The organism is Amycolatopsis nalaikhensis (assembly GCF_030264295.1).
Lineage (GTDB): Bacteria > Actinomycetota > Actinomycetes > Mycobacteriales > Pseudonocardiaceae > Amycolatopsis > Amycolatopsis nalaikhensis.
Map to the genome: position 1 here is coordinate 7,501 of NZ_CP127173.1, position 19,279 is coordinate 26,779.

Annotated in this window: 16 protein-coding genes (1 of these 16 cut by a window edge); 10 read left to right on the forward strand and 6 right to left on the reverse strand. The window is 70.0% G+C overall.

Features of this window, described 5'->3' with window-relative positions:
• Both QP939_RS00025 and dnaE read right to left on the reverse strand, forming a co-directional pair.
• On the reverse strand, nucleotides 1-1,089 hold the 5' portion of the coding sequence (locus QP939_RS00025) for an MFS transporter (protein WP_285459588.1). 393 nt of this gene lie to the left of the window's left edge; the window shows 1,089 of its 1,482 coding nt (coding positions 1-1,089); its start codon is at nucleotides 1,087-1,089; its stop codon lies off the left edge, out of view.
• Between the two features lie 67 nt (nucleotides 1,090-1,156).
• A complete protein-coding gene (gene dnaE, locus QP939_RS00030; RefSeq protein ID WP_285454366.1) occupies nucleotides 1,157-4,744 on the reverse strand; it encodes a DNA polymerase III subunit alpha in 3,588 nt (1,195 codons plus the stop codon).
• A gap of 514 nt (nucleotides 4,745-5,258) precedes the next feature.
• Between dnaE and QP939_RS00035 the strand changes: the two genes are divergently transcribed.
• From QP939_RS00035 to QP939_RS00060, 6 genes are all read left to right on the forward strand, one after another.
• On the forward strand, nucleotides 5,259-5,906 hold the full coding sequence (locus tag QP939_RS00035) for a FadR/GntR family transcriptional regulator (RefSeq protein ID WP_285459589.1): 648 nt from the start codon (nucleotides 5,259-5,261) through the stop codon (nucleotides 5,904-5,906).
• On the forward strand, nucleotides 5,903-7,324 hold the full coding sequence (locus QP939_RS00040; RefSeq protein ID WP_285454368.1) for an amino acid permease: 1,422 nt from the start codon (nucleotides 5,903-5,905) through the stop codon (nucleotides 7,322-7,324). The genes QP939_RS00035 and QP939_RS00040 overlap by 4 nt, the downstream gene beginning before the upstream one ends.
• Nucleotides 7,321-8,238 carry an asparaginase gene (locus QP939_RS00045; protein ID WP_285454369.1) on the forward strand — a complete coding sequence of 306 codons (918 nt, stop codon included), beginning with the start codon at nucleotides 7,321-7,323 and terminating at the stop codon, nucleotides 8,236-8,238. Before QP939_RS00040 ends, QP939_RS00045 begins: the two co-directional genes overlap by 4 nt.
• Nucleotides 8,235-9,626, forward strand: coding sequence for an aspartate ammonia-lyase (gene aspA, locus QP939_RS00050; RefSeq protein ID WP_285454370.1), 1,392 nt, complete (start codon nucleotides 8,235-8,237; stop codon nucleotides 9,624-9,626). The genes QP939_RS00045 and aspA overlap by 4 nt, the downstream gene beginning before the upstream one ends.
• Nucleotides 9,627-9,675: 49 nt before the next feature.
• Nucleotides 9,676-11,301 carry a CocE/NonD family hydrolase gene (locus tag QP939_RS00055; RefSeq protein ID WP_285454371.1) on the forward strand — a complete coding sequence of 542 codons (1,626 nt, stop codon included), beginning with the start codon at nucleotides 9,676-9,678 and terminating at the stop codon, nucleotides 11,299-11,301.
• A gap of 182 nt (nucleotides 11,302-11,483) precedes the next feature.
• Complete coding sequence (locus QP939_RS00060; RefSeq protein ID WP_285454372.1) at nucleotides 11,484-12,326, forward strand: transposase family protein; 843 nt, start codon at nucleotides 11,484-11,486, stop codon at nucleotides 12,324-12,326.
• Nucleotides 12,327-12,354: 28 nt separating this feature from the next.
• On the opposite strand, the gene QP939_RS00065 is transcribed toward QP939_RS00060, so the two are convergent.
• Nucleotides 12,355-13,113, reverse strand: a complete 759-nt coding sequence (locus QP939_RS00065) for a metallophosphoesterase (RefSeq protein ID WP_285454373.1) — start codon at nucleotides 13,111-13,113, stop codon at nucleotides 12,355-12,357.
• Nucleotides 13,110-13,742: a GntR family transcriptional regulator gene (locus tag QP939_RS00070; protein WP_285454374.1), complete on the reverse strand. Its 633-nt coding sequence runs from the start codon at nucleotides 13,740-13,742 to the stop codon at nucleotides 13,110-13,112. Before QP939_RS00070 ends, QP939_RS00065 begins: the two co-directional genes overlap by 4 nt.
• Nucleotides 13,743-13,787: 45 nt before the next feature.
• Here QP939_RS00070 and QP939_RS00075 point away from each other — a divergent pair, with 45 nt between their 5' ends.
• Complete coding sequence (locus QP939_RS00075; protein ID WP_285454375.1) at nucleotides 13,788-14,957, forward strand: aminotransferase class V-fold PLP-dependent enzyme; 1,170 nt, start codon at nucleotides 13,788-13,790, stop codon at nucleotides 14,955-14,957.
• 33 nt (nucleotides 14,958-14,990) lie between these two features.
• Here QP939_RS00075 and QP939_RS00080 read toward each other — a convergent pair whose 3' ends face one another.
• On the reverse strand, nucleotides 14,991-16,127 hold the full coding sequence (locus QP939_RS00080; RefSeq protein WP_285454377.1) for an acyl-CoA dehydrogenase family protein: 1,137 nt from the start codon (nucleotides 16,125-16,127) through the stop codon (nucleotides 14,991-14,993).
• A gap of 74 nt (nucleotides 16,128-16,201) precedes the next feature.
• Between QP939_RS00080 and QP939_RS00085 the strand changes: the two genes are divergently transcribed.
• Entirely contained in the window at nucleotides 16,202-16,618 is a 417-nt protein-coding gene (locus QP939_RS00085; RefSeq protein ID WP_285454378.1) for a cupin domain-containing protein, read from the forward strand.
• Here QP939_RS00085 and QP939_RS00090 read toward each other — a convergent pair.
• A complete protein-coding gene (locus QP939_RS00090) occupies nucleotides 16,615-17,079 on the reverse strand; it encodes a MarR family winged helix-turn-helix transcriptional regulator (RefSeq protein WP_285454379.1) in 465 nt (154 codons plus the stop codon). The two genes, QP939_RS00085 and QP939_RS00090, sit on opposite strands and share 4 nt — an antisense overlap.
• 74 nt (nucleotides 17,080-17,153) lie before the next feature.
• On the opposite strand from QP939_RS00090, the gene QP939_RS00095 reads away from it, so the two are divergent.
• Together QP939_RS00095 and QP939_RS00100 are read left to right on the forward strand one after the other, a co-directional pair.
• Nucleotides 17,154-17,708: a carboxymuconolactone decarboxylase family protein gene (locus QP939_RS00095; protein WP_285454380.1), complete on the forward strand. Its 555-nt coding sequence runs from the start codon at nucleotides 17,154-17,156 to the stop codon at nucleotides 17,706-17,708.
• Nucleotides 17,709-17,776: 68 nt separating this feature from the next.
• Nucleotides 17,777-19,225 carry an MFS transporter gene (locus tag QP939_RS00100; RefSeq protein ID WP_285454381.1) on the forward strand — a complete coding sequence of 483 codons (1,449 nt, stop codon included), beginning with the start codon at nucleotides 17,777-17,779 and terminating at the stop codon, nucleotides 19,223-19,225.
• Nucleotides 19,226-19,279: the final 54 nt, after the last annotated feature.

A 19,279-nucleotide genomic window follows, 5' to 3' on the forward strand; every position in this document is an offset into this window, starting at 1 on the left:
CGGGACGAACTCCGCCAGCAGCGCGACGACCAACAGGCCCACGGCGACCAGGGCCAACCCGGTGACGGTGAGCAACCGGCCGAAGCGGGGCACCAGCCGTCCGGCGACGGCCGCGGCCACCGCCGAGCCGAGCGCGAACGGCGTCACCGACAACCCGGACTGCAACGGTGTGTAACCGAGGCCCTGCTGGAAGAACATCGCGAAGACCAGCCAGATCCCGGCGAACCCGCAGAAGTAGAGCGCGCCGACCGCGGCACCGGCGGCGTAACCGGGGGTACCGGTGAACAACCGCGTGTCCAGCAAGGGCGACCGGCCGCGCCGGACCACCGAGCGCTCCCACCGCACGAACGCGACCCCGAACCCGAGCGCCACCAGGAACATCCACCACAGCCGCGCCGGGCCGTCGTTGTCCGATTCGACGACCGGGAGCAGCACGCCGAGGACCGCGACCGCGAGCAGCCCGATGCCGACGAAGTCGATCTCCGACGCGATCCTCAGCTGCTTCTTCTCGCTGCGCGGCAGGAGGCGCAGGGCGAGCGCGAACGCGAGGACCCCGATCGGGACGTTGACGTAGAAGACCCAGCGCCAGCCGTCCTGAGCACCGAAAACCGCGAGGATGACGCCGCCGAGGATCGGCCCGACCGCGGTGGAGATGCCGACGACGGCGCCGAACACCCCGAACGCGCGGCCGCGCTCGGCACCGCGGAAGAGGTCCTGGATGAGGCCGGTGTTCTGCGGGGTCAGCATGCCCGCCGCCAGGCCCTGGGCGAGCCGCGCGAGCACCAGCGTCGTCTCGTTCGGCGCCGCGCCGGCCAGCGCGCTCGTGATGACGAACCCGGCGAGCGCGCCGAGGAACATGTTCCGGCGGCCGAACGCGTCGCCGAGCCGGCCACCGGTGACCAGGACCAGGCCGAACGCCAGCGCATACCCCGAGACCACCCACCGGATGCCGCCACTGCTCGCGTGCAGCCCCGACTGCATCGACGGGAGGGCGACGTTGACGATGCTGACGTCGAGCAGGCCCATGAACCCGGCCGTCAGCGAGACGGCCAGCGCTTTCCACCGGCGCGGGTCGGGTTCGTACGACATCGACGTGCGGTCCTCGAGCGGTTTCACAGGCCGGGGATACCCAGCCGGGCGAACACGAAAGGCGGGATCACGTGGAAGCGGTGATCCCGCGGATGCCCTTCAGCTCGCCGATCAGCATGGAGCTGACCTTCACCGGGTAGTCGTAGAGCGCGAAGACCGTCTGGTTCTTGCCCACCAGCTTGAGGTGCACCGGGGTCTCCCCCTTGTGGGCGAGCAGCGTCGACCGCAGCTCGCTGACCACCGACTGGTCGATCTTCTCCGCCGCGGCCAGCAGCACCAGCGGCGGCTCGTCGTCGCCGTTGCCGGTACCCACCTCGGACAGGTCGAGCGTCGCCAAGCCGCCGCCGAAGACCGACATCTTGTCCTCGCGCCAGTTGACCCGGCCCTTGACCAGCACGGCGTTGTCCTCGATCAGCTCACCCGCGAACAGCGCGTACGCCTTCGGGAAGAAGAGCACCTCGAGCGAGGCGTCCATGTCCTCGACCGTGCAGATCGCCCAGGGCTCGCCCTTCTTGTTGACCCGCCGCTCCAGCGACGTGATCAGCCCGGACACGACGATCTCGCCCTCCTTGGGCGGGTCGGCGAGGATGCCGGCGATCGGCTTCGGGGCGTGCTTGCGCAGGATGCGCTCGGCGCCGTCGAGCGGGTGCGCGGAGACGTACAGGCCCAGCATTTCGCGCTCGTAGGCGAGCAGCTGCTTGCGCGGGTACTCCTCCTCGCCGAACTTGAGGTGCGCGAGCGGCGACGACGACGGAGCCGCCTCGCCCTCGTCCCCGCCGAAGCCGAACAGGTCGAACTGGCCCATCGCCTCCTGGCGCTTGAGCGGGACGACGGCCTCGACCGCGTCCTCGTGGACCTGGATCATCGACAGCCGCGTGTGGCCGAGCGAGTCGAACCCGCCCGCCTTGATCAGCGACTCGATGACCCGCTTGTTGCAGGCCACCAGCTCGGACTTGTCGAGGAAGTCGGTGAAGGAGGCGTACTTCCCCTTCTCCTCGCGGGTCTTGATGATCGACTCGACGACGTTCGCGCCGACGTTGCGGACGGCACCCAGGCCGAAGCGGATGTCGTCCCCGACGGCCGCGAACCGCATGGCCGACTCGTTGACGTCCGGCGGCAGCACCTTGATGCCGAGGCGGCGGCACTCGGACAGGTAGACCGCCGACTTGTCCTTGTTGTCACCCACCGAGGTGAGCAGGGCCGCCATGTACTCGGCGGTGAAGTTGGCCTTGAGGTAGGCGGTCCAGTAGGAGACCAGGCCGTACGCGGCCGCGTGGCTCTTGTTGAACGCGTAGCCGGCGAACGGGAGGATCGTGTCCCAGAGCGCCTTGATCGCTTCCTTGGAGAACCCGCCGGGCACCAGGTCGCTGTTGCGCATGCCCGCTTCGAAGCCCTCGAACTCCTTGTCGAGGACTTCCTTCTTCTTCTTGCCCATCGCGCGGCGGAGCACGTCCGCGCGCCCCATCGTGTACCCGGCCACCTTCTGGCCGATGTGCATGATCTGCTCTTGGTACACGATCAGGCCGTAGGTGTCGGCCAGGATCTCCCGCAGTGGCTCGTCCAGCTCCGGGTGGATCGGCTTGACCTTCTGCCGCCCGTTCTTGCGGTCGGCGTAGTCGTTGTGCGCGTTCATGCCCATCGGGCCGGGGCGGTACAGCGCGCCGACCGCGACGATGTCGTCGAACACCGTGGGCTCCATGCGCCGGAGCAGGTCGCGCATGGGGCCGCCGTCCAGCTGGAACACGCCGAGCGTGTCACCGCGGGCCAGCAGCTTGTACGTCTCCGGGTCGTCGACGCCCAGGGTGTCGAGGTCGACGTCGATCCCGCGGTTGGCCTTGATGTTGTCGATCGCGTCACCGATGACGGTGAGGTTCCGCAGGCCCAGGAAGTCCATCTTCAGCAGGCCGATGGCCTCGCACGACGGGTAGTCCCAGCCGGTGATGATCGAGCCGTCGTCGCGCTGCCAGAGCGGGATGGCGTTGGTCAGCGGCTCGCTCGACATGATGACCGCGCAGGCGTGCACGCCGGCGTTGCGGATCAGGCCCTCGAGACCGCGGGCGGTCTCGAAGATCGTCTTGCACTCTTCGTCGGTCTCGACGAGCGCGCGGACCTCGGCTGCCTCGCCGTAGCGCTCGTGCTTGGAGTCGACGATGCCCGAGAGCGGGATGTCCTTCGCCATGATCGGCGGCGGCAGCGCCTTGGAGATCTTGTCCGCGATCGCGTACCCCGGCTGGCCGAAGTGAACGCGCGCGGAGTCCTTGATCGCGGCCTTGGTCTTGATCGTGCCGAAGGTGATGACCTGGGCGACCTTGTCGGCGCCGTACTTCTCGGTGGCGTACCGGATCATCTCGCCGCGGCGGCGGTCGTCGAAGTCGATGTCGATGTCGGGCATCGACACGCGCTCGGGGTTGAGGAACCGCTCGAACAGCAGCTTCTGCGGGATCGGGTCCAGGTTCGTGATACCGAGGACGTACGCGACCAGCGAACCGGCGGCCGAACCACGGCCCGGGCCGACCCGGATGCCGACGCGCCGGGCGTAGCTGATGAGGTCGGCGACGATCAGGAAGTAGGCCGGGAAGCCCTTGCCGATGATGACGTCGAGCTCGATCTCGATGCGCTCGTTGTAGTACGGGTCCGGCACGCCGTCCGGGAAGCGCCACTTGAGGCCGCGCTTGACCTCTTCGCGCAGCCAGCCGCCCTGGTCGTAGCCCTCCGGCACCTCGAAGAACGGCAGCCGGTCCTTGTGCGTGTAGACCTCTTCGTAGGACTCGACGCGCTCGGCGATCATCAGCGTCGTGTCCGCCGCGCCCGGGACCTCCTTGTCCCAGTACTCGCGCATCTCCTGCGCCGACTTGAGGTAGTAGCCGTCGCCGTCGAACTTGAACCGCGTCGGGTCGTTGAGGGTCTTGCCGGCCTGGACGCACAGCAGCGCCGAGTGCGTGTCCGCCTGGTCCTTGGTGACGTAGTGCGAGTCGTTCGTCGCCAGCGGCTTGAGGTCGAGCAGCCGGCCGATCTCGAGCAGGCCCTCGCGGACCGACCGCTCGATCGGCAGGCCGTGGTCCATCAGCTCGAGGAAGAAGTTGTCGGCGCCGAAGATGTCCTTGTAGTCGGACGCGGCCTGGATGGCCTCCTCGCGCTGGCCCAGCCGCAGCCGGGTCTGCACCTCGCCCGACGGGCAGCCGGTGGTGGCGATGATGCCTTCGTGGTTCTCCGAGATCAGCTCGCGGTCCATGCGCGGCTTGCGGTAGTAACCCTGCATGCTGGCCAGCGAGGACAGCTTGAAGAGGTTCCGCAGGCCGGTGGCGTTCGACGCGAGCATGGTCATGTGCGTGTACGCACCGCCACCGGAGACGTCGCCGCCCTCACCGAACTCGTCCGAGCCGCGCTGGTTGGCCTGGCCCCAGAAGACGGGCTTCTTGTGGAACCGGCTCTCCGGCGCGATGTAGGCCTCGATGCCGATGATCGGCTTGATGCCGGCCTTCTTGGACTGCTGGTAGAACTCGTCGCCGCCGTACATGTTGCCGTGGTCGGTCATGCCGACCGCGGGCATGCCGAGGCGCGCCGCCTCCGCGAAGAGAGGAGCGATCTTCGCCGCACCGTCGAGCATCGAGTACTCGGTGTGGACGTGCAGGTGGACGAAGGAATCGTTCGACACCAGCGAAAACCTCCCCTTGGTCGATCGGACCGGCGCGCCCGGGTCTCCCACCCTATCCCGCACTCGCCGGGCTTGATTGTGCGCCTCCGGAGCCCGCGACGGGCGGCGCGACGCGCCCCCACTTCGGGCGGTGCTGATCACGGACACGGGGGGGCCGGACCGTCACGGCCGGCGGCTGCCGGGGCGGTCGGGCGGGGCGCGGAGGCGGGCGGCGGGTCGCGAATGACTCATTCGGGACGCCAGAGGTCGCGAATGAGTCATTCGCGGCATCCCGGCCGAGCCCGAGCAGGCGGGGGCGAGCAGCAGCGCGCGGGTCCCGAGCGTCTTGAATGACTCATTCAAGTCCTCGGAGGTCCTGAATGACTCATTCAAGACCCGGAGGGCGGCTCGGTGAGGTGAGCCACAGACGTCGCGGACCGCGTTGACAGCCGCGTCCCCGGCACCGAGCATCCTCACCATGAACCTGTCTGACAGCCAGACAGCCGGACAAGGTGGTCCTCGCCGGGTGAGTGCCATGGAAGCCGTGCTGGCCCACCTTCGCTCGCAGATCGAACGCGGTGTCTACCCCCTCGGCGGCAAGCTGCCCTCCGAAGCCTCTCTGAGCAGGGAGTTCGAGGTCAGCCGCTCCGTCGTGCGCGAAGCCCTCCGCGGTCTGCAGGCCCTCGGCATGACCGAGTCCAAGACCGGCAAGGGCACCTTCGTCACCGCCACCGGCCCCGCCGATAACCCGACCTTCGGTCCCTACTCCGCCCGGGACCTCATCGAAGTCCGGCGGCACGTCGAGATCCCCGTCGCCGGGTACGCCGCCCTGCGCCGCAGTCAGGACGATCTCGACCTCCTCGGCCACCTCGTCGAACGGATGGACGCCGAGACCGACAACACCGCCTGGGTCGCCCTCGACTCGCTCTTCCACATCACCATCGCCCAAGCCTCCGGCAACCCCGTCTTCGGGAAGGTGATCGAGGAGATCCGGGACGCGCTCGCCCGGCAGTCCGCCTTCCTCAACCAGCTCGGCGACCGGCGCCGCCAGTCGAACGTCGAACACCGCGCGATCGTCACCGCCATCGCCAGCAGTGAAGAAAGCGCAGCCGTCGACGCCATGACCGCGCACCTCACGCACGTCGAAGCCACGCTGACCAGCATCGTGAACGGGGACCAGTGACCGAACAGACCCTCACGGCCACGACCGCCGACGCGGGCGACGCCGGTTACCACAAGGCCCTGAAGCCCAGGCACGTCACCATGATCGCCATCGGCGGCGCCATCGGAACCGGGCTCTTCCTCGGTGCCGGCGGGCGGCTCGCGCAGGCCGGGCCCGCGCTGGCCATCGTCTACGGCGTCTGCGGCCTCTTCGCCTTCTTCGTCGTCCGCGCGCTCGGCGAGCTCATCCTGTACCGGCCCTCGAGTGGCGCCTTCGTCTCCTACGCCCGCGAGTTCATGGGCGAGAAGGGCGCGTACGTCGCCGGCTGGATGCACTTCCTCAACTGGTCGACCACCGGCATCGCCGACATCACGGCCATCGCGCTCTACGCGCACTTCTGGTCCTTCTTCACGCCCGTCCCGCAGTGGGTGCTCGCGCTCGTCGCGCTCGCCGTCGTGCTGACGCTCAACCTCGTCTCGGTGAAGCTGTTCGGCGAGATGGAGTTCTGGTTCGCCATCGTCAAGGTCGCCGCGCTCGTGGCGTTCATGGTCATCGGGATCGTGCTGCTCGTGACGCAGACGCCGGTCGACGGCGTCACGGGCGGGCCGCAGCTCATCGCCGACCACGGCGGGATCTTCCCGGCCGGGCTGCTGCCGATGGTGCTGATCGTGCAGGGCGTCGTGTTCGCCTACGCCTCGGTCGAGCTCGTCGGCGTCGCCGCCGGCGAGACGCCGAACCCGGAGAAGATCATGCCGAAGGCGATCAACTCCATCATGTGGCGCATCCTCGTCTTCTACGTCGGCTCGGTCGTGCTGCTGGCGATGCTGCTGCCGTGGAGCTCCTACACCAAGGACCAGAGCCCGTTCGTCACCGTGCTCTCGCACCTGGGCGTGCCCGCCGCGGACAGCGTGATGAACCTCGTCGTGCTCACCGCCGCCCTCTCCAGCCTGAACTCCGGCCTCTACTCCACCGGCCGCATCCTGCGCTCGATGGCGATGGCCGGCTCGGCACCGAAGTTCACCGGCGTGATGAACCGCAACCGCGTGCCCTACGGCGGGATCCTGCTCACCGCGGCCGTCTGCGTGCTCGGCGTCGGGCTCAACTACCTGGTGCCGAAGGAGGCCTTCGACATCGTCCTCAACTTCGCCGCGATCGGCATCCTGGCCACCTGGGCGATCATCGTGCTCTGCCACCTGCTGTTCGTCCGCAAGGCCCAGCGCGACGGCCTCGAGCGGCCCGCCTTCCGGCTGCCGTTCTCGCCGTACACCGAGATCGCGACGCTGGTGTTCCTCGCCGCCGTCGTGGTGCTCATGGGCTTCGACGAGACCGGCCGGATCACGCTCACGGCCCTGCCCGCGATCTTCGCCGCGCTGGTCGCGGGGTGGTTCGCGGTGCGCAAGCGGATCGACATGCGCGCGTTCGACGAGGAGGGCCTGTGACCCACGAACCCCTGATCGACCTGGTCCGCGACGGCATGGTGGAAGGCGTCCACCACGGCTCGCTCGTCGTGCTCGACCCGGACGGCACCACGCTCTTCGCCGCCGGGGACCCGGACGCCCCGATGTACCCGCGGTCGACGGCGAAACCCCTGCAGGCCACGGCGATGGCGCGGCTCGGCCTGCGGCTGTCCCCCGCCGGGTTCGCCATCGCGGCCGCCAGTCACTCCGGCGAGCCGATGCACCTCGACGCGGCGACGGCGGTGCTCGACGGGCGCTCCCCCGACGCGCTCGGCAACCCCGCGGACTTCCCGTACGACCCGGTCGAGCGCGACGCCTGGATCGCCACCGGCCGGGCGCCGAGCCGCCTCGCGCACAACTGCTCGGGCAAGCACGCGGCCATGCTCGCGACCTGCGACCTCAACGGCTGGCCGGCCGAGGGCTACCTCGACCCCGGCCACCCGCTGCAACGCGCGATCGCCACCACCGTCGAAGACCTGACCGGACGGCCGATCGCGCGGACCGCCGTCGACGGCTGCGGCGCACCGCTCTTCGCGACGACGTTGCGCGGGCTCGCCACCGCCGTTTCGAAGATCGCCGCGGCCGCGCCCGGCACACCCGAAGGCCTGGTCGCCGACGGCATCCGAGCCCACCCCGAGCTGGTCGGCGGCAGCCGCCGCGACGTCACCGCCGTCATGCGCGCGGTGCCCGGCCTGATCGCCAAGGACGGCTTCGAGGCCGTCCAGGTCGCCGCCCTGCCGGACGGCACCGCGATCGCCTTCAAGATCGCCGACGGCGGCGACCGCGCGCGGTACCCCGTGCTGGCCGCGGCCCTGAAGCTGTGCGGCGTGGACGTGCCGCCCGGCCCGGACACCCTGCCCGTCACCGGAAAACTTCTCGTGGAGACCCAGCGATGACCACCCGCCGCGAACACGACCTGCTGGGCGACAAGGACGTGCCCGCCGACGCGTACTGGGGCGTGCACACCGCCCGCGCCCGCGAGAACTTCCCGATCACCGGCACGACGATCTCCGCCTACCCGCACCTGGTCGAGGCCTTGGCCGCGGTGAAGGAGGCCGCCGCCCGCGCCAACGCCGAGCTGGGCCTCCTCGACCCCGAGATCGCCGACGCCATCGGGAAAGCCTGCCGGGAGATCCGCGAAGGCGCGCTGCACGGCGAGTTCGTCGTCGACGTCATCCAGGGCGGCGCCGGGACGTCGACCAACATGAACGCCAACGAGGTCATCGCCAACCGCGCGCTCGAGCTGCTCGGCCACGCCAAAGGCGACTACCACGTCGTGCACCCCAACGAGCACGTCAACCTCGGGCAGTCGACGAACGACGCCTACCCGACCGCGGTGAACGTCGCGACGATCCTCGCCGTGCGCGAACTGGCCGATTCGATGGTCGTGGTGGAGAAGGCGTTCGCCGCCAAGGCCGTCGAGTTCCACGACGTGCTGAAGATGGGCCGCACGCAGCTGCAGGACGCCGTGCCGATGACGCTCGGCCAGGAGTTCGGCACCTACGCGGTGATGCTCGGCGAGGACCGGCAGCGGCTGGGCGAAGCCGTCGCGCTGCTGCACGAGATCAACCTCGGCGCCACCGCGATCGGCACCGGGCTCAACGCCGCGCCGGGTTACGCCGAAGCCGCGTGCCGCCACCTGCGCGAGATCACCGGGCTGCCGCTCGTGACCGCCGCGGACCTCGTCGAGGCGACGCAGGACTGCGGCGCGTTCGTGCACCTTTCGGGCGTGCTCAAGCGGATCGCCGTGAAGCTGTCCAAGAGCTGCAACGACCTGCGGCTGCTGTCCTCGGGCCCGCGCGCCGGGCTCAACGAGATCAACCTGCCGCCGGTGCAGGCCGGGTCGTCGATCATGCCGGGCAAGATCAACCCGGTGATCCCGGAGGTGGTCAACCAGGTCGCGTTCGAGGTGATCGGCAACGACGTCACCGTCACGATGGCCGCCGAAGCCGGGCAGCTGCAGCTCAACGCCTTCGAGCCGATCATCCTGCACTCGCTGTCGGAGAGCGTCACGCACCTCGGCGCGGCCTGCCGGACGCTGGCCTCGAAGTGTGTCGAAGGGATCACCGCGAACGTCGACGTCATGCGCGGCTACGTCGAGAACTCGATCGGCCTGGTGACGGCGCTGAACCCGAGCATCGGCTACGCGGCCGCGACGGAGATCGCGAAGGAGGCCCTCGCGACCGGACGCGGGGTCGCCGAGCTCGTCGTCGAGAAGGGCCTGATCCCGGCCGAGGAGCTGGCGAAGCTGCTGCGTCCGGAAACCCTCGCGCGCGCGAACTGAGGTACCGTCGGATCCGGAAGGATCGACTCCACTTCGGAAGGCGGCGCCCGTGCTGGACCGACTTGTCGACAAGCTGCTCGGGCTCCCCCGCGCCGAAGGCCCCAAACCGGTCGTGACCCGCGACCTGGCCGTGCCGATGCCCGACGGCGTCACGCTGCTCGCCGACCGGTACGCCCCGGCCGGGACGACGTCGGCGCCGGTCGTGCTGATCCGCACGCCGTACGGGCGCAAGGGCCTGCTCTCGAAGCTCTTCGGCGACACGTTCGCCCGGCACGGGCTCCAGACGGTCATCCAGAGCACCCGCGGCTCGTTCGGCTCCGGCGGCGAGTTCCGGCCCTTCCACCTCGAGCGCGAGGACGGCCTCGCGACCGCGGAATGGCTGCGCGAACAGCCGTGGTGCGACGGCGACCTCGCCATGGCGGGCGCCAGCTACCTCGGCCACACGCAGTGGGCGGTCGGGCCGTACCTCGACCCGCCCCTCAAGGCGATGTGCCTCGGCGTGACGGCTTCCGAGTTCGTCTCGACGTTCTACCCGGGCGGCGTGCTCGCGGCGGACAACATGGTCTCGTGGTCGGCCATGATCGGCCGCCAGGAGGAACGCTTCGCCGCGCTGCCGAACCCCTTGCAGAAGCGCAAGACGCGGAAGGCGATGTCGTTCCTGCCGCTCAGCGGCGCCGACGTCGCCGCGATCGGGAAGCCCGTGCGGTTCCTGCAGGACATCACGGAGCACTTCCGGCCCGACGACGACTACTGGGCGATGACCGACCACAGCGCCGAAGTCGCGAAGCTCGACGTGCCGGTGTCGATGGTCACCGGCTGGTACGACCTGTTCATCGGCTCGCAGCTGCGCGACTTCCGGATCCTCGCCGAGGCGGGCAAGGCGCCGCGGCTCACCGTCGGCCCGTGGGCGCACGGCGAGCCCGGGAGCATGGGCCCGATGATCCGCGACCAGCTTGGGTTCCTGCGCGCCCAGCTGCTCGGCGACCGCACCCAGCTGCAGCGCGCGCCGGTCCGGCTCTTCCTGCAGGGCGCGAACTCCTGGCTCGACTTCGAGACGTGGCCGCCGCCCTCGACGGCGACCGCCGCGCACCTGCGGCCGATCGGCGGGCTCGGCGAGGCCGTCGACGGCGAAGCGCGGCCGACGCCGTTCACCTACGACCCGGCGGACCCGACCCCGGCCGTCGGCGGCCCGCTGCTGACCGGCGACTGGAAGCAGAAGGACAACCAGGAGGTCGAGGCCCGGCCGGACGTGCTGGTGTTCACCGGCGAGCCGCTGCCGTCGGATCTGGACGTCATCGGCGAGGTGGCGGCGACCGTGCACGTGCGCACCGAGCTGGGGCACGCCGACGTCTACGTCCGGCTCTGCGACGTCGATTCCGCGGGCGTGTCCCGCAACGTCACCGACGGGATCCTCCGGCTGCGCCCGGGTTTCCCGGCGGCGGACGCGGACGGCGTGGTGACGGCGGAGGTCACGCTCGACCCGACGGCCTACCGCTTCCGCCGCGGCCACCGGCTGCGGGTCCAGGTGGCGGGCGGCGCGTTCCCGAGGTTCGCGCGCAACCACGGCACGGACGAGCCGATCACGTCGGCGGTGCACGGGAAGCCGAACCGGTTCGAGGTGTTCCACGACGCGACCCGGCCGTCGAGGATCACGCTGCCGGTGTTCAGCAGCTGAAGCGCCCCAAGGCGGCCTTGGTTGCGTCTCACGCACCGAAGGCCGCCTTGGGTGCGTCTGACGCACCGAAGGCCACATTGAGGTTTTCTCAGTAGTGGGTGCGCGTGCCTTGAGATGTGGGCGTGGGGCCCCTGGTAGGACTGGATTTGCGAAGATCAAGTCCGAGGTTCCAGAGGCCCCACGTGATCGATTATGGTGCCACGCTCGATGTGGCGCGCGAGCTGGTCTGGTTCGTCTCCGATGTGTTGCGCACCGAACGCCGGCGTCGTGGCACACGCCGGGGCCGGCGGGCCCTGACCCCGTACCGGCAGGCGGTGCTGGTGCTGCGGTGGTTCCGCGACGCCACCCCGATCCACCGCCTGGCCACCGACCACCGGATCAGCGTGGCTACCGCCTATCGCTACCTGCACGAAGCGATCACCGCCCTGGCCGCCCACGCCCCGGACCTGCACCAGGTCCTGCGCGAACGCCGCGCCGCCGGCGACACCCACGTCATCCTCGACGGCACGCTGATCCCCTGTGACCGGGTCGCGGCGACCACGATCAAAACCAAAGGCCGCAATCGGGGGGCCACGGTGCATCTGTGGTACTCCGGCAAGCACCGCGCCTTCGGCGGCAACATCCAGTTCCTGGCCACCCCCGACGGGTTCCCGCTGTGGGTCTCGGCGGTGCTGCCCGGCTCCCGCAACGACCTCTCCGCCGCCCGCGACCTGGACATCGTCGGCGCCCTGACCGCCGCCGCCGGGCAGGGCCTGCCGACCCTGGCCGACAAGGCCTACCACTCAGCCGGTATCGGCATCCACACCCCGATCAAGAAAGCCGCAGGTCAACCACCTTTAGGCCCTCGTCAGCGGGTCTACAACCTGCTGCAATCACGAGCACGAGCCCTCGGCGAACGCGCCATCGCCCTGCTCAAAACCCGCTGGCGCGCACTCCACCACATCAGCCTCTGCCCCCACCGCATCGGCCACATCGTCCAAGCAGCACTCGTCCTCACCCACCACGAACACCACGGACGCTACTGAGAAAACCTCATTGGGGCGCTTGGGCCGCTCAGCAGCTGACCGTGCGGTGGTGGCTGGTCACCCGGCCGTCGTCGTGGATCACGTGCAGCAGCAACGCGGGCGGCCTTTCGTAGTCGAGCGGTCCGCCCTCGTCCCAGCCGCGTTCGGAACCCGGCTCGACCGGCAGCAGGGACTGGGAAACCACACCGGGCGCGATGCGCAGCGGGATCCCGGCGAACGTCGTCGAGGCGCCCGTGTGCACGTGCCCGGCCAGCAGCGCCTTCACCCGGGGGTGACGGCCGAGCACCGCTGCCAGCCGCTCTTCGCCGGACTGGCGGATCCCGTCGACCAGCGGGACGCCGACCTCGACCGGCGGGTGGTGGAACGCGACGACGGCCGGGCCCTCGCCGCCGGAGAGGACGCCGTCGAGCCAGTCCAGGGTCTCGTCGGCGAGGAATCCCGCGCCGCGGCCGGGGATCGTCGAGTCGCACATCGCGAACAGCACACCGCCGACCTCCTGCGCGAGGTCGATCGGATCGTCGGACGCGGGCAATCCCAGCAGTCCAGTCCGGAACTCGGCACGGACGTCGTGGTTGCCCGGGCACACCAGCACCGGCGCCGGGTGCTTCAGCAGCTCCGCGGCCCGCGCGTACTCCGAAGCCGCGCCGTGGTCGGCGATGTCGCCGGTGACGACGACGGCGTCGATCGGGCGCGCCAGCCCGCCGAGCCAGGCCATCACGGCGGCGACGCGGTCTTCGGCGCGCCGCCCCTCGTCGAGGTGCAGGTCGCTCAGGTGCGCGATGATCATCTTTCGTCCTTCCCCAGGTACGCCAGCGCTTTCACCCAGTTGCGGACGAGCACCGCGGACGCGGTCGCGAGGTCGCCGGCGCGCAGGGCGGCGGCGATCCGGCGGTGCTCGCCGATGCTCTCCCCGGCGCGCCCCGCCCCGCCGAAGTAGCACGATTCGTACCGCTTGAGCAGCGGTTTGGTCTGCGCGATCAGCCGCAGCAGGTGCGGGTTCGGGCAGCGCGAGAGCAGCAGCGCGTGCCACTTTTCGTCCACTTCGGACAGTTCATCGCCCGAGTCCAGGGCCGCGGCCATCTCGTCGGCGACGGCGTCGAGGGCGTCCGGCAGCCCGGCCAGCTCCAATGGCGACGTCCACCGCAGCGCGAGGGCTTCGAGTTCGGCGACGAGCGGGTAGAGCCGGCGCGCCTCGTCCGGGTCGAACGGCGGCACGAGGAACCCGCGGCCGGGCGCGGAGACGAGCAGGCCGCGGTCCGCGAGCCCGATCAGCGCTTCCCGCAACGGCGTCCGGCTGACGCCCAGCTCACGGGCCAGGTGCACCTCGTTGACGCGGGCGCCGGCGGCGAGCCGCCCGTCGAGCACGCGGGTGGTGATCTCCTCGATGAGGTCGCTGCGCAGCGGGGTCCGGGCCATGCCGGCAGTATTGCATACAGAAAAGACCTACTGTATTCAGTTCACATGACCTTCGACGTCGAGCGCGCCCGCCGTGAAACGCCCGGCTGCGCCGAAGTGGTCCACTTCAACAACGCGGGTTCCGCGCTGCCCCCGACGATCGTGACCGACACGGTCGTCGACTACCTCCGCCACGAGGCGCTGATCGGCGGGTACGAAGCGGCGGCGGAAGCGAACGACCGGCTGACGGCGGTGTACGCGTCGGCGGCGCGGCTGCTCGGCGCGGAACCCGACGACATCGCGCTGACGGACAACGCGACGAGGTCCTGGCAGGCGGTGTTCTACGCGCTGCCGTTCAAATCCGGCGACCGGATCCTGACCTCACGAGCGGAGTACGCGAGCAACGCGATCGCGTACTTGCAGGTGGCCCGGCGCACGGGCGCGGTGGTCGAGGTGGTGGGCGACGACGAGTCGGGCCAACTGGACGTAGAAGACCTGAAGCGGCGCGTGGACGGCGACGTCAAGCTGATCGCGGTAAGCCACGTGCCGACGCAGGGTGGTCTGGTCAACCCGGCGGAGGAGATCGGCGCGGTCGCGGAGGCGGCGGGAATCCCGTTCCTGCTGGACGCGTGCCAGTCGGCGGGCCAGGTGGACCTGGACGTGACGCGCTTGAAGTGCGACGCGCTGTCGGCAACGGGCCGCAAGTACCTGCGGGGCCCCCGCGGAACGGGATTCCTGTACGTGCGCCCGAGCCTGCGCGAGCGCCTGGAACCGGCGATGCTCGACTTGCATTCGGCGAGCTGGACGGCCCCGGAGGAGTACGAGGTCGACCCGACGGCGAAGAGGTTCGAGGTGTGGGAGCGCGACTTCGCGGCGGTGTTCGGCCTGGGAGCGGCGATCGACTACGCACTTGAGTGGGGGTTGCCCGCCATCGAAGAGCGCGTAGCAGCACTGGCGGCAACCCTGCGAGCCCGGCTGACCGACGTCGGCGCGCAGGTACACGACGTCGGAGCGAAGAAGTGCGGCATCGTCACATTCAGCGTCAAAGGCACCCCGGCGGCGGCGATCAAAGCGCGGCTAGCGGAGGCGAACATCAACACTTCGATCTCGTCGCGGACGTCGGCCCAGTTCGACTTCACGGCACGCGACTTGCCGGACATGGTCCGCGCATCGGTGCACTACTACAACACCGAGGACGAGATCGACCTGCTGGTGAGGCAGGTGGAGAAACTCTAGAGGGGCGAGGGATGTCGAGCGGCACCAAAAAAGTCATCCCCGAAGCAACTGCCGAGCAATAACGAGCTTCTGAATCTCAGAAGTGCCCTCATAAATCCGAAACAACCGAGCATCGCGATAGATCCGCTCAACGGTGACACCCCGCACATAACCCATCCCGCCATGAACCTGAACGGCACGATCGGCGACCCGCCCAAGCATCTCGGTGCAGAACAACTTCGCCGAAGACGGCCCAAGCTTGCGATCCTCCCCCGAGTCGTACTTCAAGGCGGCCTCGTGAACCATGGCACGACCAGCGGCAAGCTCGGCGTGAGACTCAGCGAGCAGGGCCTGAACAAGCTGATACTCACCGATGACCCGGCCACCTTGACGAGCGGTCCGCGCGTACTCAACAGCTTCGGCCACCGCACGCTCAGCCATACCAACGCACAGCGCAGCAATGTGCAGCCGCCCGCGAGCAAGCGAAGCCATCGCGATACCGAATCCCTTGCCCTCCTCACCGACAAGCGCATCGGCAGAAAGCTCGACGTCGTCGAAAACGACCTCGGAAGTCCAAGCACCGGCCTGGCCCATTTTGGCGTCGTGCGGTCCAACGGCGACACCGCGCGCCCCAGCAGGCACGAGGAAAGCCGAAATACCACGACTGCCGGTGCTTTCCGGATCGGTACGCGCAAAGGCGACGAAGACTTCAGCGAGCGGCGCATTGGTGATGAACCGCTTGGTGCCCGAGAGCCGGTAGCGATCACCGTCGCGAACGGCGCGACTCGTCAAACCACCAGGGTCCGAGCCGGCTTCGGCCTCAGTGAGGGCGAACGAAGCGATAGCCTGGCCGGACGCCAGCCGAGGCAGCCAGCGGGTGCGCTGGTCCGGCGTCCCGTAGTGCACGATGGCCTGGCCCGCGATGCCGTTGTTGGTCCCGAAGAGCGACCGGAACGCGGGCGTCGTCCAGCCGAGTTCGATCGCCAGCCGGACGTCTTCGGCCATGCCGAGGCCGAGCCCGCCGTACTCCTCCGGCAGCGCCCAGCCGAACAGCCCCAGCTCGGCGGCTTTCTCCCGGATCTCGGCCGGGATCTCGTCGCGCTCGTCGATCTCCGCCTCGCGCGGCACGACCTCCTTGCGCACGAACTCCCGCACCGCGCCGAGGACCTGCCCGAAAACGTCCGCGTCCATGCCGGGCACGCTACCCGGCGGGCCGCCCCGAACGCTGCCCCCACGGACACCCCCGGAAGCGCTAGCTTGGGTCGATGCGCAAGCCGCTCACCGTCCTCGCCGCCGCCGCACTCGCCGCGGTCCTCGTGCCGTCGACCGCTTCCGCCACGCCGGGCAGCGGCGTCACGGGCACGATCCTGGCCCAGAAGACCATCGGCAGCACCGACTACACGCTGCGGGAGATCACCGTCCAGCCCGGCGGCTACACGGGCTGGCACTTCCACGACGGCACGCTCTACGCGTACGTGAAGTCCGGGACCCTGACCCACAACCTGGCCGACTGCAGCATCGACGGCATCTTCCACGCCGGGCGCGCGTTCACCGAGAAGCCCGACCAGGTGCACATCGGCCGCAACCTCGGCACGACGCCGCTGGTGCTGGAGGTGCTCTACGTGCTCCCGGCGGGCAGCCCGCTCTCGGAGGACGCGCCGGACCCCGGCTGCGGCTTCTAGCTCGAGAACCAGCCCGCGGCGTCCAGCCGGTAGGCCGCGGGCCCGACGACCTTGCGCAGGTCGGCTTCGAGGGCACCGATCCGCTCGGCGCCGACCGCGCGGGCCCAGTCCGCGCGCAGGTCGTCGAAGATCTCCGCCGACTTCCGGAGCGCGTCGACGCCGTGCGCGGTCAGCCGCACGATCTTGCGGCGCGCGTCGTCCGGGTCGTCGGCGCGTTCGGCGTACCCGAGTGCCTCCAGCCGTTCGACGGTCTTGCCCGCCGCCTGCTTGGAGACGCCGAGGCGGCGCCCGATCTCCGACGCCGTCGCGCCCTGGACACCGATGGCCTGCATGGCGAAGCCGTAGGACGGGCGGACGTCGGGGTGCCCGCGCCGCGCGAGTTCGGCGTGCAGGCGGTCGATGAGCGTGCGGAAGCCGCCGAAGAGCAGGAAGGGCAGCTCGTAGCCGGGCGTGTCCGTCATGACCCCTTGACCATTTCGACAACCAGGTTTACGGTTTCGACAACCACGTTGTCGATCCTACGTCTGGAGACGCTTTGTTCCCCGATCACACCCCGGAGTCTGCACCCCCGGCCGCCCGCCCGACGATGGCGGCCACCGCGAAGAAGTTCGGCCACGTCCCGGCGGCGGTCGCCCGCATGGCGACGTCACCCGAGCTGCTGAACGGCTTCCTGAAGCTCAACTCGATCTTCGAGGCGACGACGCTGACGGCCCTGGAGCGCGAGACACTGGTCATGACGGTGGCCGCGCGCAACGGCTGCCACATCTGCGTCGCGATGCACACGGCTTCCCTGCACGGCCTTTCCGCGGCGCCCGAGCTGGTCGCGGCGCTGCGGGCGCAGGCGGCTTTGCCTTCACCGCGGCTCGAAGCGTTGCGGACGTTCGTGCTGACGGTCATGGACACGACCGGCGAAGTCCCGCCCGAGGCGCTGGCGGCGTTCACCGCGGCCGGGTTCACGGCGCGGAACGCGTTGGAAGTCGTGCTGGGCATCGGCACGTACACGCTGTCGACGTACGCGAACCGCCTGATCGAGGCGCCGCTGGACGACGCCTTCGCCGAGCACGCCTGGCATGTGACCCAGGTCTCATAAGGGCGCGTGTCCGGTCCTCCCCGGCGGCTCCGACTCCCCGGTGATCGCACCACGGAGAAGGAGTCGCAATGGAGAACCCCGCCGGGCGGCGCGAGTGGCTGGGACTGGCCGTGCTCGTGCTGCCCACCCTGCTCGTCGCGATGGACATGACCTCGCTGTTCCTCGCGCTGCCGCAGCTGAGCGCCGAGCTCGGGGCGAGCGCCACCGAGCAGCTGTGGATCACCGACAGCTACGGCTTCGTCGTCGCCGGGTTCGTGATCACGATGGGCACCCTCGGCGACCGGATCGGCCGACGGCGGCTGCTGCTGGCCGGCGGAGGCGCCTTCGGGGCGCTGTCGCTCGTCGCCGCGTTCTCGACGAGCCCGGAGATGCTCATCGTGGTCCGCGCGGCACTGGGGGTCGCGGGGGCGACGCTGATGCCGTCGACGCTGGCGTTGATCACCAACATGTTCCGCGACGGGCGTCAGCGCGGGAAGGCGATCTCGATCTGGGCGACGTGCCAGTTCGCGGGCGGCGCGGCGGGCCCGGTGTTCGCCGGGTTCCTGCTGCAGCACTTCGCGTGGGGGTCGGTGTTCCTGGTCGCCGTCCCGGCGGTCGCGGTGCTGCTGGCGGCGGGCCCGTTCCTGCTGCCGGAGTTCCGCGCACCGGCGTCGGGCCGGCTGGACCTGCCGGGTGTCGCGTTGTCGCTGGCGGCCGTGCTGCTGATCGTGTTCGGGCTGAAGCAGCTGAGCGTCGGCGAAGTGGCGGTGCCGCTGGCGGCGATCGTGGCCGGGACCCTGCTGGGCGCGGTTTTCGTACGCCGTCAGCTGACGACGGCGTCGCCTTTGCTGGACCTGCGGCTGTTCCGGAACGGCCCGTTCACGGCGGTGCTCGTGGCGCTGGTGTTCGCCGGGGTCGCGATGGCCGGGGTGGGCTTGCTGGTGACGCAGTACCTGCAGAGCGTTTTGGGGTACTCGCCGCTGGCATCGGCGGTGCTGTTCGCACCGATGGGCCTCGGCGTGGCGGTGGGCACGATGACGGCCCCGGCCCTGACCCGCCGAACCACCCCGGCGACGGCGATCGCCGGTGGGCTCGTGGTTTCTTCAGCGGGCAGTCTCTTGCTGGTGTTCACGGACGGACCGGCGCTGGTGATGGCGGGCATCACGGTGCTGGCGCTGGGGACGGGGCCGCTGTTCGCGCTGGGCATCGGGCTGGTGGTCGGTTCGGTCCCGCCGGAGCGCGCGGGCTCGGCGGCGTCGATGGCGGACACGGGCAACTACCTGGGCGGGTCTCTGGGGCTGGCCCTGATCGGCCTGACGGCGACGGCGGTGTACCACGGCGTGTTCCCGGGCGGTTCGACGCTCGCGGTGGACGTCACACGCCCGGAGGTGGCCGACCAGGCTCGGCACGCCTTCACGACCGCGGTGAACGTCACTGGTGTGATCGCGGCGGTGCTGTTCGCCGGGCTGGCGATGCTGGTGACGACGATGCGGCGGACCGCCCCGGCCGCCGCGCCGGAACCGGCTCTGGCTGAGTGACGCGGGCCTGGGCCAGCTGGGCCAGCGCCGCGCAGGACGATGACCTCGCACCTC